Source organism: Aestuariirhabdus litorea (assembly GCF_003864255.1).
GTDB classification, from domain to species: domain Bacteria; phylum Pseudomonadota; class Gammaproteobacteria; order Pseudomonadales; family Aestuariirhabdaceae; genus Aestuariirhabdus; species Aestuariirhabdus litorea.
The window spans coordinates 144683-161884 of sequence record NZ_QWEZ01000002.1; the positions used below are offsets into that span (position 1 = coordinate 144683).

General features: G+C 60.8%; 12 protein-coding genes. 1 reads left to right on the forward strand and 11 read right to left on the reverse strand.

Going from position 1 to position 17202, the window contains the following annotated elements; genetic code table 11:
* Positions 1 to 132: 132 nt before the first annotated feature.
* From D0544_RS10715 to glnE, 11 genes are all read right to left on the reverse strand, one after another.
* Complete coding sequence (locus tag D0544_RS10715; protein ID WP_125016063.1) at positions 133 to 1371, reverse strand: O-antigen ligase family protein; 1239 nt, start codon at positions 1369 to 1371, stop codon at positions 133 to 135.
* 27 nt (positions 1372 to 1398) lie between these two features.
* Complete coding sequence (locus D0544_RS10720) at positions 1399 to 2526, reverse strand: glycosyltransferase (RefSeq protein WP_125016064.1); 1128 nt, start codon at positions 2524 to 2526, stop codon at positions 1399 to 1401.
* Positions 2519 to 3427 carry a glycosyltransferase family 2 protein gene (locus D0544_RS10725; protein WP_125016065.1) on the reverse strand — a complete coding sequence of 303 codons (909 nt, stop codon included), beginning with the start codon at positions 3425 to 3427 and terminating at the stop codon, positions 2519 to 2521. Before D0544_RS10725 ends, D0544_RS10720 begins: the two co-directional genes overlap by 8 nt.
* 54 nt (positions 3428 to 3481) lie before the next feature.
* Entirely contained in the window at positions 3482 to 5248 is a 1767-nt protein-coding gene (locus tag D0544_RS10730) for a carbamoyltransferase family protein (protein ID WP_125016066.1), read from the reverse strand.
* 205 nt (positions 5249 to 5453) lie between these two features.
* Positions 5454 to 6203: a lipopolysaccharide kinase InaA family protein gene (locus D0544_RS10735; protein WP_125016067.1), complete on the reverse strand. Its 750-nt coding sequence runs from the start codon at positions 6201 to 6203 to the stop codon at positions 5454 to 5456.
* Positions 6200 to 7018, reverse strand: coding sequence for a lipopolysaccharide core heptose(I) kinase RfaP (gene rfaP / locus D0544_RS10740; protein ID WP_125016068.1), 819 nt, complete (start codon positions 7016 to 7018; stop codon positions 6200 to 6202). The genes D0544_RS10735 and rfaP overlap by 4 nt, the downstream gene beginning before the upstream one ends.
* Positions 7015 to 8139, reverse strand: a complete 1125-nt coding sequence (locus D0544_RS10745; RefSeq protein WP_125016069.1) for a glycosyltransferase family 4 protein — start codon at positions 8137 to 8139, stop codon at positions 7015 to 7017. Before D0544_RS10745 ends, rfaP begins: the two co-directional genes overlap by 4 nt.
* 43 nt (positions 8140 to 8182) lie before the next feature.
* Complete coding sequence (rfaC, locus tag D0544_RS10750; protein ID WP_125016070.1) at positions 8183 to 9190, reverse strand: lipopolysaccharide heptosyltransferase RfaC; 1008 nt, start codon at positions 9188 to 9190, stop codon at positions 8183 to 8185.
* Positions 9187 to 10248 carry a lipopolysaccharide heptosyltransferase II gene (gene waaF, locus D0544_RS10755; protein ID WP_243647317.1) on the reverse strand — a complete coding sequence of 354 codons (1062 nt, stop codon included), beginning with the start codon at positions 10246 to 10248 and terminating at the stop codon, positions 9187 to 9189. Before waaF ends, rfaC begins: the two co-directional genes overlap by 4 nt.
* Before the next feature lie 48 nt (positions 10249 to 10296).
* Positions 10297 to 11223: a branched-chain amino acid transaminase gene (locus tag D0544_RS10760; RefSeq protein ID WP_125016071.1), complete on the reverse strand. Its 927-nt coding sequence runs from the start codon at positions 11221 to 11223 to the stop codon at positions 10297 to 10299.
* A gap of 41 nt (positions 11224 to 11264) precedes the next feature.
* Positions 11265 to 14243: a bifunctional [glutamate--ammonia ligase]-adenylyl-L-tyrosine phosphorylase/[glutamate--ammonia-ligase] adenylyltransferase gene (gene glnE, locus D0544_RS10765; RefSeq protein WP_207905859.1), complete on the reverse strand. Its 2979-nt coding sequence runs from the start codon at positions 14241 to 14243 to the stop codon at positions 11265 to 11267.
* 283 nt (positions 14244 to 14526) lie between these two features.
* Between glnE and aceE the strand changes: the two genes are divergently transcribed.
* Positions 14527 to 17184 (forward strand): pyruvate dehydrogenase (acetyl-transferring), homodimeric type, encoded by a 2658-nt coding sequence (gene aceE / locus D0544_RS10770; RefSeq protein ID WP_125016072.1) that lies wholly within the window; start codon positions 14527 to 14529, stop codon positions 17182 to 17184.
* Positions 17185 to 17202 lie beyond the last annotated feature (18 nt).

The window sequence follows — 17202 nt, forward strand, 5'->3', positions numbered from 1 at the left end:
GGGATCCCGTAGCTGCCAAAACCGATCTTATAATCCGGGTAAATCGCCTTAAATTTCTGTTGCTGGCGATGAATGCGATCTGGCCGGGGGGCACTACCCTTCCCCTTCTTTAACCAGCGCCTTAGTTTCCGTTCAAGGGTTTTCAGCATGGGGGGGCGACGCCTCTTCATCAGCGGCCAGCCTGGTGCGGCCATAATCGACACAGACAATAAACAGGATCGGCAGCCAGATGTTAAACCACTGCTCATTCGGACGGGCAAACAGGCCGCCGCCGTCGGTCAGGCTGGCGAGTACGCCGTAGGCGGTTATGCACAGAAGCAGGCGCCCCTCCCGCCCAGGTAACCTTGCCAGCCACAGTGCCCGCAGGTAGGGAAGCAAAAAAATCCCCAGCCCCAGCAGGCCAAAATAGTAAAGCACCCCGAGAAACACGTTGTGGGCATCGAGGAAGTTTATCTGCAACTCCTCGACCCAGATCTGCAGCGGTGCCTCGTAACCATGTCCCACCAGCCAGTAGCCTTCCATCTGGGCAATCACCCCGGACCAGATCTCTGGCCGGTAGGAGAGTCCCCGTTGGCTGATCGTCTCCCAGTTCAGCAAACCAAGCAGCAGAAGCCCCCCTCCGGAAAGTAAAACCCAGGGCAAATGCATGCGATTAAAGCGGCCAACCAGCAGCATCGACAGGGCGAGAGGTACCGACACCAGTGGGGTGCGGGATCCCGTCGCCAGCATCAGCAGGGCGATCGGCATCACCAGGACCAGCAGGGCCCTGCGTTGCTTGGGGGACTGCACATAAAGCAGTATGTAGGCGGTTGCGAAGGTCACCAGAAAGGCCAACTGATGACTCATCAACAAAGGGTTGTAGATAGACCCATACTCTTCCGTTATCCCATTTGGAAATCGAACAGAAAGAGCAAAGCCCTTCATGCCATAGAAGTCGATTAGCCACCAGAGGCTGATCGCCGCACCCAGGGCCAGCGCAGCCAGTGCCCCCTGTTCGAAGCGGCGACGCTGTTCACCGAACAGGTAGGCCAGCCCGGAACAAACCAGCGCAAAGATCAGCGCCCGTTTGATCGGGATACCCTCATCCGCCGGGCTCCAGAGACAGCTCAATAACACCCACAGGAGGTAGAGCGAAAGCATCCCGAAGGCCGGGGTGCTAAACAGGTGCCTGGCGTAAGGTGTAAACAGCAGTACCAGCCCCGGTAGGGCGAGCCCCAGGTAGACAAGGTTTTTATAGCCGTTGCGGGATTCCAGCAGCAGCATGCCTACCGCCAGAAAGAGCAGCCCCGCCGCCAGCCAATAGCCCAACACCTTTTCCAGCCGCCCGCCAGGCTCGATCCCCAGTTTGCCCGTCAGAGGGTTTTGCATCATTCGGTTAGCCTATGGTTGTCTGTGGCACTACTCGCCAGCAAGACCCTGTTCGATCAGGGTTCGATACTGACGCCGGAAATCGTGGATCGAGTGATTTTTCTGCAGATAGGAAAAATGCCGCTCGCCTAGTGCCTTTCGCTCGCTCTCGGGCAGTTCGGCCCAGCTTGCCATGGCCTCCGCCAGGGCAGGCACATCGCCCACGGGAACCACCACCCCGACCCGTTCAACGATGGGCTTGAGGGTGGGAATATCGGAGCTGATCACCGGCAGGGAGGCGGACATCCCCTCGAGCAGTGCCAACGGCAAACCTTCACTGAGGGAGGGAAGGACAAAGAGATCAAAGGCTCGCGCAAAGCGAAAGGCATTTTCGATGGTGCCCAGCAAATGGATTCGGGACGCCAACCCCAGGGACTCCACCCGGCTCCTGAGTTCCGCCTCAAGCCGCCCTCCGCCAATGATGGCGAGCTGGGCATGGGGATACCTGGGGGCGATCTCGGCGAAGGCGTCGATCAGGTAACTATGCCCCTTGACCGGCACCAGGCGCCCGATGGCGCCAAACAGCAGCGCATCGGCAGGCAGACCCAGCTGGTCTCTCGCCGCCGCCCGGGGCATTAACCCGGCGACCGCAGCCTCTATATCGATCGCGTTATTGATGGCCACCGTATTAGCCTCGGTAAACCCCGCTTTTGCCTGCACCAAATAGCGCCTTACCGGCTCCGAGACGCCGACAATTTTCCAGTTGTCACGAATGAGCCAGCGACATTCCAGCTTACGGTAGAGCCGATCGTAATCCCCAAAACCGTGGGCAACGCCGATGCAGAGACGAAAGCGGAGCTTGCGGTTGAGTACCATCAACATATGAATTGGCTTGAAGCGATGGGCGATCACCACATCAAACTGCTGTTCCCGGCAAAAATTGGCGAGCTGCTTCATGGCGCCGAGGCGCAGCCCCTTGGTCTCCTTGCTGGAAAACTCGAAGTACTTCACCCGGGGGGCGCTGGTTTCCATCTCTCCCGGCCCCGGCTTACCCTTGAGGTAGGCTGAGGTGACCTCATACTGTTCTGGTGGAAGCGCCCGAATCACCTGTTCGGCCAGGTCGGATGAGTTAACGTTATAGCGAGCCTGAAGCTGAAGAACCCTTATCTTTTTACTCATGCCTTTCCCGTAACATCAGCCGCAAAAACTTGCTCAAATAGCTCCACTTGAGCAGGGAACGACGGTCGGTGCTGACCGCAAGTCGGTAATACTTTTTCGCCTTTGCCCAATCCTTCGCCAGGTAGTAACTGCGAAACAGCGATAAACAGCGCTGCGCCTGGTAGCTGCGACGCAGCGAAAGGAAGGGTGCTGGCAACAACCGGGGGTCGAAGAGGTGATCCACTACCCTTAACGCCACCTCATCGGCGTAGGCCATATTATGGCGCAGGCTGTCGTCGTGCTTATGGATTCTGGCCAGGGGGGCATCCACCGCCGCGCATTCATAGAGGGCGACGGCCTGGGCGAAGACCGGAATATCTTCGCTGTTGCGGCAATCCTCCGGATAACGGAGCCGGTCGAACAGCGCCCGGTGGAAAAACACCGCACCGTTGGAAAGCGCCAGACGCTTATTGAGGTAGTCACTAAAGCGCTGCAGCCCATCCGCCGCCACCGGCGACACCGGATGGAGCTTTTCGCGCCCATCCGGGTTGGTCGACCAGTGCCCGCCGATCAGCACCTGGGCGCCGGGCACATCAAGGTGGCGCTGGCAAACCGCCGCTAGGGCCCCCGGTTCCAATTCGTCGTCGGCATCGAGAAACACCAGAAATTTCCCTGTACTTTCCTCGATACCCCGGTTACGTGCCGCCGCTGCTCCGGCGTTCTCCTGATGGATCGCCCTCAGCTCCGGGTACTGCTGCTGGAGATCTTGGGTGACCGCTTCGGTGTTGTCCGTGGAGCCGTCGTTCACCACCAGCACCTCAACGTCCCCGGCCTGCTGGCTGAACACTGACTTCACCGCACGGGGCAACAAGGCCGCATAGTTATAGCAGGGGATAATAACGCTGATCAGGGTCTGGTCCATGGCGCTCTCGCATCGGATCGGCCCACCCAAAGGGGAGGGTGGGCATCAGGCAACTCAGGCTTCGACGGGCTGGTCCAGGTGCTCGGGGAACTCACCCTTGACCACCAGGATATCCTCCATGATCAGGTACTGCAGGTCGGAGCCGAAGAACATGTTCATGGCATCGGTCGGTGTGCAGACCACCGGCTCACCCCGACGGTTGAGGGAGGTGTTGAGCACCACACCGTTACCGGTCAGCTTCTCCATCTCCTCCATCAGCTCGTAGTAGCGTGGATTGTACTCACGCACCAGCGCCTGGCCGCGGGAGGTACCATCCTCGTGCACCACTTCCGGCACCCGTGTTTTCCACTCATCCTTCACCTCGAAGGTGAAGGTCATGTAAGGCGCGGGGTGGTCCACCTTGAACATCTCTTTGGCGACCCGGTCCAGCATGGAGGGGCAGAAGGGGCGCCAGCGCTCACGGAACTTGATCTGCTCGTTGATGCGATCGGCAATACCCGGATAGCTGGGGCAGCCCACGATACTGCGGCCACCCAGGGCGCGAGGTCCAAACTCCATGCGCCCCTGGAACCAGGCCACCGGATTACCCTCGTTGAGGATACGGGCAATGCGCTGGGGTACCTGGTCGATCTTGCGGAATTTTGGTTTGTCGGGATGGGCTTCGCACGCCTCAATCACCTGCTCGTTGGTGAAGCTGGGGCCGAGATAGACGTGCTCCATCTTCTCCACCTTGACGCCACGACGCTCGGAAGCGAAGGAGGCGGCGCCCACAGCGGTGCCGGAGTCACCGGAGGCGGGCTGCACAAACAGCTCCTTAACCTCGGGACGGGCGATGATCTTCTGGTTCAGCTTCACGTTCAGGGCTCCGCCACCGGAGAAGGCGATCTTGCCGGTCTCCTTGATGATATCTCCCAGGTAGTGATCCATCAGCTTGAGGGCCACCTCTTCGTACAGCGCCTGGATAGAGGCGGCGTAGTGAATGTAGGGATCATCGGCAATGTCGCCCTTGCGACGCGGGCCCAGCCATTCAATCAGCTTGTCGGTGAAGTAGAAGCCTTTGCCCTTCTCCTTGTAACGACGCAGGCCGATGACGTTGGCGTAATCGGTGTTGACGCGGAACTCCTTGCCGTCAAAGTCGATCAGGCGGGAGAGGTCATACTTGCCGGGGTCGCCGTAGGGGGCCATTCCCATCACCTTGTATTCACCGTCGAGCATCTCAAAGCCCAGGTATTCGGTGATCGCGCCGTAAAGCCCGCCCAGGGAATCGGGATCGTAAAACTCCTTGATCTTGTGGATCTTGCCATTCTCACCGTAGCCGAAGAAGGTGGTGGCGTACTCACCCTTGCCATCGATGCCCATGATCGCAGTCTTCTCGGTGAAACCACTGAGGTGGTAAGCGCTGGACGCGTGGGCAAGGTGGTGCTCAACGGAGTCGAACTCGAACTGCCCCCACTGGAATCCCAGGGATTCGAGCATCTCCCGAATCCGCCCTACATAGCGGCGATAGCGGCGGTTGCCGTTGAAAAGCACATCCAATGCCCGGTCTGGGGCGTACCAGTAGCGTTTGGCGTAATGCCAGCGGGCCGGCGTCGACAGGCTGATGGGGGCGAAGGGAACCGCCACCACATCGATATCCGAGGGCTTCAGACCAGCAAAATCGAGGCAAAACTTGGTCGCCTCGAGGGGCATCTTGTTCTTGGCGTGCTTGTCGCGCAGAAACCGCTCCTCTTCGGCGGCCGCCACCAGCTTGCCGTCGATATAGAGTGCCGCGGAGGGATCATGACTCAATGATCCGGAAAGGCCCAAAATAGTCAGTGCCACGTTAAAAACCTCATTTCTGGGACGCCCATTGGCGCCATTAACTTGAAAAACCGAGAGAGCCCGCTCGCCACCGGCATCGGACCAGTTGGATCCGGGGTACCGGTAACAAACCCTCCTGTTACCCGACCCCGCTGCAGATTGGTGCGCATTATAGGCCATTCGCCCCTTCGCGCACAAAATGAACCGTTCCCCTTGTGGACCAGCTCTATTCGCGGCCGGAGAAAAACCCCAACACCCGGCGAACCCGGCGCCGATCCTGAGGATTGAGGCGCTGGCGCCCGGCATAGCGCAGGTAAAAACGCAGCCGCTGGGTTCGGCTCAGGTGGTATTTGGCCACCTTGTCGAGACAGGCAAGGTCCTTAATAATTCGGTACTCCAGGAAAGGCCAACACCACCGCTGACCGGCCGGGCAGTCAATCAGGTAGGCCTCGGGCTCGCCCTGCTCGGTACGCACCAGAATATTGCGCCACTTCAGGTCATTGTGAGCAAAGCCGTGGCTGTGCAGAGTGCGGGCAATAGCGGCCACCCGTTCCACCAGTCCGTTGACCCAGCGCGCGTCTGACAGCAGCGGGGAATCCTCCAGTGCCAACGCGGCCAGATCCTTGGTGTTCTCCAGCGCCTCGGTCACCAGTGCGCCGCGCACCGTCTTACCCAGCAACCGGCACTGGCCATAGGCCACCACCCGTGCCGCCGGAATCCCCCAGCGCAGGAAACGCAGCTGGTTGCGCCACTCCACCGAGATACGGCTCATCCACAGGTAACTGCGCAAACCTTTGGTGGTGTGGTAACGCTTGACGTAATAACGCCGCCCTCCAACCTGGAAGGGAAAGACGCAACTTTCACCATCGGAGGCCACCGCCTCCCCCTCCAGTGCAAACACTTTCTCCAGGGAGTCAAACGCGCTTCCCGCTTCTGTTTCGCGATACTCCGGGGTAACTGTCCACTCATTGGTCATCGGATCTTGTCACCCTTGCGCTTGAGACGCGCCATCAATTTATCGGCCTTGCGCTGCAGGCGCCGCCACAAAGGGCCCTGCTCCGCCAGTGCCTGACGCAGGCTGGTCTGGCGGTAGGTGCGAATAAAGCGCAGATAGTCGCGCCGGGTGAGGCCGATCTCCATGGCGGAAAAGTAGAGCCCCGACAGATCCTTTTCGATCCAGCGTTGCGGCGTCTTCCGGCGAATCTGGGCCCGGTGCAGATCGATCAAGGAGAGTTTGATCGTCTGGGCTGTCAGCGCCTCCACCCCGGCGGAGATATCCAGTAAAAAATGGCAGATGTAATAGTCGCGGTGATTGACACCATTCTGGTGCAGCTGGCGGGAGATCCAGGCCACCCGCTCAATCAGGGCACGCTTGAGGGCAACGGTTGGCGGTTGTTGGGGCCAGTCCCGGCAAAAATCCTCAAGGCTGATGGTGTTGACCAAATCCTCGGTGACAATAAAGGAGTGCTGGCGGGCGGGGTTCAGGCCCCGCTTGCCGTAGGCCACCGCAGTCATGGTATCGACCCCGAGCGCCTTCAGCCTCTCAATTGCGCGCCACTCATTTTCCGCCCCCAGAACCGGCAGGCGCCCCCGCAGCAGGTTCTCGACAATCTCCCACCAACCGATACCGCGGTGAATCTTGGCAAAAAAGGAGCGCCCTCCCAGCTCAAAGCGCAGGGTTCTCCGCGCCTCCAGCTCGCGGAACACCTCCCCCTCCAGCCGCTCTACCCGCTCAAAGGGGTCGCTTCCGCTCCAGGCTGCTGCAAAATCATCGCGCAGATAGAGGGTCACAAACGTGCCCCCACCTGCTCGATCAGTTCTGCGGCACGCTCGGGCATACTGAAGATATCGGCGTGCTCGGCAAAGCGCAGCGCATTACGTTTCCAGTTTTCCCGGTTGGGGGAGGTCAACATCACCTCCAGCTTGCGATCCATGTCCGCCTGCTCAAAGGGGGACTCCAGCAGCAGTCCCGCGCCGGCCTTTTCCACGTAGTGGGCGTAACCGCAAACATCGGTCACCAGTACGGGCAGGCCGGCCACCACCGCCTCCAACAGCACGGTGCCGGTATTCTCGTTGTAGGCCGGATGCACCAGCAGGTCGGCGCCCTGCATAAAACGGGGAATGTCATCGCGTCCGGACAGGAAGCTCACCTGCCCTTCAACGCCCAGTCGCCTGGCTATTCGCTCGAAGGGGGTAAAGTTGTCCTGCCCAATCACCATAAAGCGGGTGCGGGCGCGCAACGCAGCGGGCAGGGAAGCCAGCGCATAGAGGGCACGGTCAAGCCCTTTGGTTTTGAACCCTGAGCCCACCATTAACAGCAAGCGATCCTCCTCGCCTAGTCCTTGCTCGCGCCTGAAGTCGGCACGGATCTCGGCGGCGTTGGCGGGCGCGCAACGATCCCGCGAGATACCCGGTGGCAGCAGATGAAAGCGTTCAGCGGGGGTCTCGAAATGGCGCTGGAAGAGGGGGATCTGCACTTCCGAGATCATCAGAATCTCGGTTTTACTGTCGACCCCAAACACGGCGCGTTCGGCCTCGTGGAAGTGCCGGTAGCGAGCGCCGAGGCGATAGAGCGCCGAGCGCTGGGTCAACGCCTTATCCTCGTAGCAGGGATCGGCGGCGTAGTAGAGGTCGAGGCCGGCCATCTTGTTGAAACCGACCACGGCATCCACCGGCTCCTGCGCAATGGAGTAGCTGACCTTGCGCTGGAATGACTCGTTACGCCGATGCGCCGACAGCGCCTTGACGTTGAGAACACGCACATCGAATCCCTCTGGACAGGGCCCCTGCCATTCCATGGTATAGACCCGAATGCTATGGCCGCGCTGCTGGCACAGGGTGGCGATGCGCAAAAAATCACGCTGAAGGCCACCGTAGGGAAAATATTTGAACAGCACAAAGGCCAGTTTCATAGTGGGCGCAATACCTGTCTCGACAAGGAAGCGGGCTATTCTACTACATCAAGTCCAGCAGCGCCGTCTTAACCAGCGCCGGGTGCAACGGGGCAAAAATGGCCGGATCAACCGCCTTGCCAGAGCCGTTTTGGGGGATTTCAGTATAGTCAGTGGCCCGCAGGTGCCGCTGGTGAGCGCCATAGGCACCAATCAGGTCCGGTGAGGTGGGGCCATAAAGCGACACCGTCGGCACCGCCAGCGCCGCCGCCAGGTGGCCAAGGCCGGTATCCACCGCCACTGCCCCACTGGCCCCCACCAGCTGGGTTGCGATCTCAGCCAGGCTCAAGCGGGGCAGCACCGTGGCGGCCGGGGTGATGCGGGCAATCGCTTCGGCGCGCTGGCGCTCACGTTCGTTACCCCACGGTAGGCGGATCTGGTAGCCGCGGTGGGCCATCATCCCGCACAGGGTCTGCCAGTAGGGCTCTGGCCAATGCTTGTCGTCACGGGTGGTGCCGTGGAGGAAAACCACATAGGGCTTATCTTCGGTCACCACCTCGGGAAGGAACTGCTCGCGCTGCACACCGAACGCCCCCACCTCAGTTGGCACCGGGTACTCCAACGCCTGGGCAAACAGCTGCCGAATACGCTCTACTGCATGCTGCTGCCGCGCTACCGGAAATGACTTTTTATAGAAGTGACTGGCCACGGGCTCTCGTGCACTGTTGCGATCCATACCGCAGGTCAGCCCGCGTGCCTGACGGGTAATCCAGGCGCTTTTCAACAGCCCCTGGGCATCGATAACCCGGTCGTATCGCTCGCGGGTGAGCTCGGCACGAAACGCCTTGATCTCACCCGAAAAAAAGGACTTCAACCACTGCTTGCGCCAGCGCCGGATCGACACCGGAATCACCCGATCCACCGCCGGGTGCCATCCGGGAATCTCGGCAAACCCCTCCTCAACGACCCAGTCGACCTTCAGGTCCGGGAAGCGGGCCAGGGCATCCGTCAGGGCCGGCAGGGCATGAATCACATCCCCCATCGACGAGGTCTTAACCAGTAATACCCTCATGATTTCACCTCGATGGCTGCCGCTTCGGGTAGCAACCGGTCAAGCGCCTCCAACACACGGGAGGACGGCAATTGCTTCAAGCAGTTGGTGTGGCCGAGCGGGCAGTCGCGTTTGAAACAGGGGCTGCACTCCAACCCCAGGGAGACCACCGCGTGGTTGGGGTTCAGGGGCGGGGTAAAGGCCGGCGAGGTAGAACCGTAGACCACAACCAGCGGGCGGTGCAGGGCGGCGGCGATGTGCATCAAGCCGGAGTCGTTGCTCACCACGGCATTGGCGAGGGAGATCAGGTCAACCGCCTGTGCCAGCACCGTCCTCCCCGCCAGGTTTTCACAGCAGGACTGCAGGGAATCAGGAAGCGCCTGGCGGATCCTTTCTGCCCCCTCCCGATCCTTGTCGGAGCCCAGGATCCAGACCTGCCAGCCCTGCTCAAGGCGGGCCTTGGCCACTTGCGCGTAGGCGGCTTCCGGCCAGCGCTTGGCCTCGCCAAACTCGGCACCGGGGCAGAGCACCAGCACGGGTCGCTCGCGGTTCAACCCCAGCGACTCAACCGCCTGCGCACGCGACCCGGGATCGATCTCAAGGCGGGGGGCGGGCAGCGGGCTGGGCAGGGCGGCACCCGCATCCTGCCCCAGTGCAATAAAGCGCTCGATCATGAGCGGGTAACGCTGCTTATCAAGCACCCGCAGATCGTTGAGCAGGCCGTAGCGCATCTCCCCCCGCCAACCGGTGCGGCGTGGAATCCGGGCCCAGGCCGCCACCAGCGCCGATTTGAAGGAGTTGGGCAGGGTAATGGCCCAGTCGTACCCCTCCACACGCAGCGTCAGCCCCAGCTGTCGGCGCACCGACAGCTGCAGGGCACCGTGGCCGAGCGGCAGGTCAATCGCCCGGCGCACCTGGGGCATACGCTCCAGCAGCGGACGACTCCAGGCCGGCGCCAATACATCAATGACGCACCCCGGGTGCTGCCCGGCAAGGTGAATAAACAGGGTTTGCGCCATCACCATATCCCCCACCCAGGAGGGACCGACGACCAGGATCTTCAACGATTGTGTACTCACAAGGGGGATTCCGCGAACCGTGCGGGGCGAACGCCCCGCACGCCGCACTCAATCAGCGACCGGGGTCAGCCACTCAGGGTTCTGGCTACGCTTGCCGGTCACCTGGGCAAAGTAGGCCGCCTGCAGCTGCTCGGTGATGGGTCCACGGCGGCCGCTGCCGATCACGCGCCCATCGTGCTCCCGAATCGGCAACACCTCCGCCGCGGTACCGGTGAAGAACGCCTCGTCCGCGACATAAACCTCATCACGGGTGATGCGGCGCTCACGAATGGTATAACCAAACTCGTCCGCCAGGTGGAATATGGTATCGCGGGTGATACCGGACAGGCAGGAGGTGAGCTCGGGGGTGTGGATGATCCCGTTCTTGACGATAAAGATGTTCTCTCCGCTACCCTCGGCAACGTAGCCCTCGTTATCCAGCAGCAACGCCTCTTCGCAGCCCGAGTCCAGCGCTTCGCGCAGGGCCAGCATCGAGTTGATGTAGTTACCGTTGGCCTTCGCCTTGCACATGGTGATATTCACATGGTGGCGGGTGTAAGAGGAGGTGCGAATCTTGATCCCCAACTCCTTGGCCTCGGGCGTCATGTAGGAGGGCCACTCCCAGGCAGCGACAATGCAGTGCACCTTGAGGTTGTCGGCCCGCAGTCCCATACCCTCGGATCCGTAAAAGCACATCGGGCGCAGGTACGCCTGATCCAGGTTGTTCTCCCGCACCACGCTACGCTGTGCTTCGTTCAGGGTCTCCTTATCGAAGGGGATCGCCATGCGCAGGATATGGGCGCTCTGGAACAGACGATCCGTATGTTCCTTGAGACGGAAGATACTGGCTCCCTTGTCGGTCGGGTAGGCTCGCACCCCTTCAAACACGCCCAGACCATAATGGAGGGTATGGGTCAGCACATGGGTCTTGGCTTCGCGCCACGGCACCATCTCACCATCGAACCAGATAACCCCATCTCTGTCAGCCATCGACATTCGGACACTCTCCTAACATAAATTCATACTGTTGGGCCCGGTCACTGGGGACCGGACTGCTGCTCGTTTGCTTCCAGCATCAGGCGTCGCCACAGATCGCAAACCCCCTGCCGGTAGGTATGAAAGGCGTCGCCACCCACTACCCCTTTTTGATTCTGTAGTGCCAGTCGGTGCGCCGCCGAACGGTACGCCTTGTAGGCCTCCCGTAGCAGGTCCGCGTCCTCGGCGGGGATGAGGCTCGTGGCCTCCAGCGCATCCAGCACCCGGATATTATCGCTGAAGCGATACAGTTCAGGGTGGCGGTGCGACCAGGCTAAAACGCCATATTGCACCATAAATTCGATATCAACGATACCTCCATGGTCCTGTTTCAGGTGAAATTGGGCATCGGCACTCCAGCTGCTCTCGCTGGTGCCTGCGGCGGTTTCAGGGGTGCCCAGGTTGTCGCGCATCTTCTGCCGCATCCGGACCACCTCCTCTCGCAACTTATCCAGATCCCGTTCGCGACCCAACACCCGCCCGCGAACCTGCTCAAACCGCCCTGCCAGGACGTCACTGCCGGCAATTACCCGGGCACGGCACAGGGCCTGGTGCTCCCAGGTCCAGGCATCCTGCTGCTGATAACGTTCAAACGCCTCCAGGGAGTTCACCAGCAGCCCCGAGGCACCCGAGGGCCTAAGTCGCATATCCACCTCGTAGAGTTGCCCTGAAGCGGTTTGGGTATTGAGGATATGGATAATGCGCTGCCCCAGGCGCATGAAAAAGGTCTGGTTATCGATACTGCGCTCGCCATCGGTGCTGCGCTGGCCGTCGACCCCGTGCACAAACACCAGGTCCAGGTCGGACCCATAGCCCAGCTCGACCCCCCCCAGTTTCCCGTAACCGATCACGATAAAGTCCCTCGGCGCGGGTTCGCCATCCGCCCCGCAGGGGGTTCCGTGGCGAGCCACCATGTTCGACCAGGCGATCTCCACCACTTCGCACACCACCACCTCAGCAATCCAGGTCAGGTAGTCGCTCACTTTCATCAGCGGCAGGGTACCCGCTATCTCGGCGGCCGCTACCCGCAGCACATGGGAGGTTTTAAAGTAGCGCAACGCTTCCATCTGCTGCTCAAGGTCATCGTCCGGTATGCGCATCATCTGCTGGCGCAACTCGTCGGCGAGCTGGCCACGGACGGGGGGCGCAAACAGCGAGTCAACATCCAGGAACTCGTCCAGCAGCATGGGGTGGCGGGCGATCTGCTCGGCGATCCAGGGGCTGGAAGCGCAGAGGGTCAACAGCTGGGTCAGTGCGCTGCGATTCTCCATCAGCAGCACCAGGTAAGCGGTGCGCCGCATCACCGATTCCACCAGCGGTACCAGTCGATGCAGCGCTTCATCCGGCGCATCCAGCTCGGCCAGGTGAGCCAACAGCATCGGCATAAACAGGTCAATTCGCTCCCGCCCCTTACGCTGCACCGACTGCAGGGCACGCCCCTGGCGCAGGCTATCCACCAGTTTGCTGCAGCGCTCGGGCTGCGCGTAACCCGCCTCGGCAAATCGGGCCTGGGCATCTTCTTCCGACAGATGACCGGCCCAAAACAGCGCCCACCCCTCATCATCCAGCTGCTCGTCACTTTGCTCGGAGGGGTCCGCTATCACCCCGTCAAAGTGACACTGCACTGCATCCCGACAAGCCTGCAACCGGGCCTTGAACGCCGCCCAATCCTCGAAGCCCATCACCCAGGCCAAGCGTCGTTGGGCCACCTCAGCTTCTGGCAGTTTTTGCGTCTGCTTATCATCGACCGCCTGCAGCGCATGCTCGACATTGCGCAGGAGTACATAGGCGTCAACCAACTGATCAACTGCCGCCTTCGGCAGGTACTCCTTCTCCTGCAGCACCGCCAGCACCCCCATGATGGGCCGCTGCTGGAGGGCGCGGTCGCGCCCGCCGTGGATCAGCTGGAAAGCCTGGCCAATGAACTCCACCTCGCGGATGCCACCCCCTCCGAGCTTGACGTTTTCCTGCATGCCCTTGCGCTTGACCTCGGTCTGGATCATGCGCTTCATATCCCGCAACGCATCGACGGCACTGAAGTCGATGTAGCGCCGGTAGACGAAGGGGCGCAGCATCGCCAACAGTTCGCTCCCCCGCTGCTGGTCGCCCGCCACCACCCGGGCTTTTATCATGGCGTAGCGCTCCCAGTCGCGCCCCTGGTCCTGGTAGTACTGTTCCATCGCATCGAAACTCAACACCAGGGCCCCGCTTTGCCCGTAGGGACGCAGCCGCATATCCACCCGAAACACGAAGCCCTCCACAGTCGGGGCATCCAGCACCTTGATCAGCTTCTGCCCCAGGCGGATAAAAAATTCCTGGTTTGAGAGCGAACGGCGCCCCCCCTGTGTCTCCCCCTGGCAGGGATAGGAAAAGATCAGGTCGATATCGGAGGAAAGGTTCAGCTCGCAGGCACCCAGCTTCCCCATCCCCAACACCACCAGGTGCTGCGCCCAGGGCGCCTCGTCCGCCTCAGCCCCCATTGGCACCCCCCAGTCCTGGGTGCAGCGACCGTAGAGCCACTGGTAGGCCGCATCGATGGCAGCGTCCGCCATGGCGGAAAGCTCCGCAGTGGTTTGCACCATCGACGCCTGCCGGTTGAGGTCTCGCCAGATGATGCGCACCTGCTCCCGCTGGCGAAAGCGGCGCAGCTGAAACGCCAGTTGATCCTCGGTTTCTACCTCTGCCAGCAGGGCATCCAGCTTGTATCGCAACTCCTCCGCCTGGTAGGGGCGCTGCAGGTCGCCACTGGCGATCAGCTCAGTCAACAGCTCGGGCCGCCGACAACAGAGCTCGGCCACGTAGTCACTCCCCCCCCAACAGCGGACCAGCTGGTCCTGGAGTGCTGTGTCAGCCAACAAATACTGCTGCAGCCGCGCCAACCCGTCGGCATCGACCGCCCCACTTTCCTGCATCGCCTGCCAGCGCGCCTTGACCGTGCGTTCAACCCACTCGGGCTGCTGCTTTAACACTCCCAGTTCCATGCTTCCCATCCTTAAGCGACACCCACCTGAAGGCCACAGTATAACGACAATTGCTGATCCGAGGGGCTGCTACACTTCTGTCTGTATGCTTATGTAAAAAAATGTAGTTAGGCTACACTAGAAGCCCGCGAAGATTGATTTGGCCCCCTGCTTTGTAGTAAAACTACAAATATAATAACGAACATAGCAACAGCTTTCACCGCGCCGGAAGCGCCTCTGTACCGCAGGGGATACTCATACTATTTAACCGACTTTGCGGCGCATCTGACTTGGAGCAAGACCCATGCAAAAAGATGTAGATCCGATTGAAACCCAGGAGTGGCTGGATGCGCTGGATTCTGTACTCGAGAGTGAGGGTGAAGACCGCGCCCATTACCTGCTGACCCGCCTGGCGCGGCGTGCGACCCGCACCGGCACCCAGATTCCTTACGCCATTAACACCCCTTACCGCAACACCATCCCCTCGGCCAAAGAGGCGCGCATGCCCGGTGACCTGTTCATGGAGCGTCGCATCCGTTCCATCGTTCGCTGGAACGCGCTGGCCATGGTGATGCGCGCCAACAAGCGCGACCCGGACCTGGGTGGACACATCTCCTCCTTCTCCTCGGGCGCTACCCTGTACGACATCGGCTTCAACTACTTTTTCAAGGGACCCAGCGATGGGCAGGAGGGTGACCTGATCTACTTCCAGGGCCACTCCTCACCTGGTATTTACTCCCGCGCCTTCCTGGAGGGGCGCCTGACGGAGGAGCAGCTCGACAACTTCCGTCGTGAAGTCGATGGCAAGGGGCTGCCCTCCTACCCGCACCCCAAACTGAAGCCCGATTTCTGGCAGTTCCCCACCGTCTCCATGGGTCTCGGCCCCCTGCAGGCAATCTATCAGGCCCACTTTATGAAGTACCTGGAGAACCGCGATTTCAGCCCGGTTAACCAGCGCAAGGTGTGGGCATTCCTGGGTGACGGTGAGATGGACGAGCCCGAGTCCCTCGGTGCCATCGGCCTGGCCGGTCGTGAAAAGCTCGACAACCTCATTTTTGTCGTCAACTGTAACCTGCAGCGCCTCGACGGTCCCGTTCGCGGTAACGGCAAGATCATGCAGGAGCTGGAAGGCCAGTTCCGCGGTGCCGGCTGGAACGTCATCAAGGTGGTTTGGGGACGTCACTGGGACCCCCTGTTCGCCCAGGACAAGAGCGGCATTATGCAGCAGCGCATGGACGAGTGCGTCGATGGCGACTACCAGAACTGCAAAGCCAAGGGCGGCGCCTTTACCCGCGAGCATTTCTTCGGCAAGTACCCCGAGCTCAAGGAGATGGTAGCCCACCTCTCCGATGATGATATTTTCAATCTCAACCGTGGCGGCCACGACCCCTATAAGGTCTACGCGGCCTACCACGCGGCCGTTAATCACCGTGGTCAGCCCACCGTCATCCTTGCCAAGACCGTTAAGGGATACGCCTATGGCGAGTCCGCAGAAGCGGCCAACACCTCCCATTCGGTCAAGAAGCTCTCTCTCAACGACCTCAAGGCATTCCGCGACCGTTTCGATATCCCGGTCAAGGACGATGAGCTTAACAACGTACCCTACTACCGCCCCGATCCGGACAGCCCGGAGATGGTCTACATGCGCAAGCGCCGCGAATCGCTCGGCGGTTTTGTGCCCCAGCGCCGCATCAACAGCAAGAGCCTGGAGATCCCCGCTCTGTCTGCGTTCGAGGCCGTCACCAAGGGCAGCGGTGAGCGTGAGATCTCCAGCACCATGGCTTACGTGCGCGTCCTCTCCGCTCTGGTCAAGGACAAGCAGATCGGCAAGCACCTGGTGCCTATTGTGCCCGACGAGGCTCGCACCTTCGGCATGGAGGGCATGTTCCGCCAGCTCGGCATCTACTCTTCCGAAGGCCAGCTCTATGAGCCCATGGATTCGGACCAGGTGATGTTCTACAAGGAGGACAAGAAGGGGCAGATCCTTGAAGAGGGGATCAACGAGGCCGGCGCTCACGCCGCCTGGATTGCCGCCGGTACCAGCTACAGCTGCAACAACGTGCCGATGATCCCCTTCTACACTTTCTACTCCATGTTCGGCCTGCAGCGTACCGGGGACCTGGCCTGGGCCTCCGGCGACATCCAGGCGCGCGGATTCCTGATCGGTGCTACCGCAGGCCGCACCACCCTCAACGGTGAAGGCCTGCAGCACCAGGATGGCCACAGTCATATCCTGGCGTCCACCATTCCCAACTGTGTCAGCTACGACCCCACCTACGGCTATGAGATGGCGGTCATCATCCAGGATGGTTTGCGGCGCATGATGCAAGAGCAGGAGAACGTCTTCTACTACATCACCGCGATGAACGAAGCCTACGTGCACCCTGCCCTGCCCGAGGGCGACGCCGTGATCGAGGGGATAATCAAGGGGCTTTACTGCTTCGAGGAGAACTCCCGCAAGAGCAAGCTCAAAGTGCAGTTGATGGGTAGCGGCACCATACTCAACGAGGTGCGGGCGGCCGCCGAGATTCTGCGCGACGAGTTCAAGGTGGAGTCCGATATCTGGAGCGCGACCAGCTTCAACGAGCTGCGCCGTGAGGGGATGGATGTGGAGCGCTGGAACCTGATGCACCCCACCGAGGAACCTCGCGAAAGCTACGTCACCCAGTGCCTGAAGAATCGCCAGGGCCCGGTGATTGCTGCTACCGATTACATGAAGGTCTACGCCGACCAGATCCGTGACTTCGTACCGGCCACCTTCATCTCTTTGGGAACCGACGGCTTTGGACGCAGCGATACCCGCAAGAAGCTGCGCGAGTTTTTCGAGGTGGACCGCTACTTCATTGTGGTCGCGGCGCTCTATGCACTGAAGCAGGATGGACTGGTGAAAGGGGACCTGGTCGCCAAGGCGATGAAGAAGTTCAACATCGACCCGAACAAGCCCAACCCCTTGTACTGCTAATCAGCCACCAGAGATAGG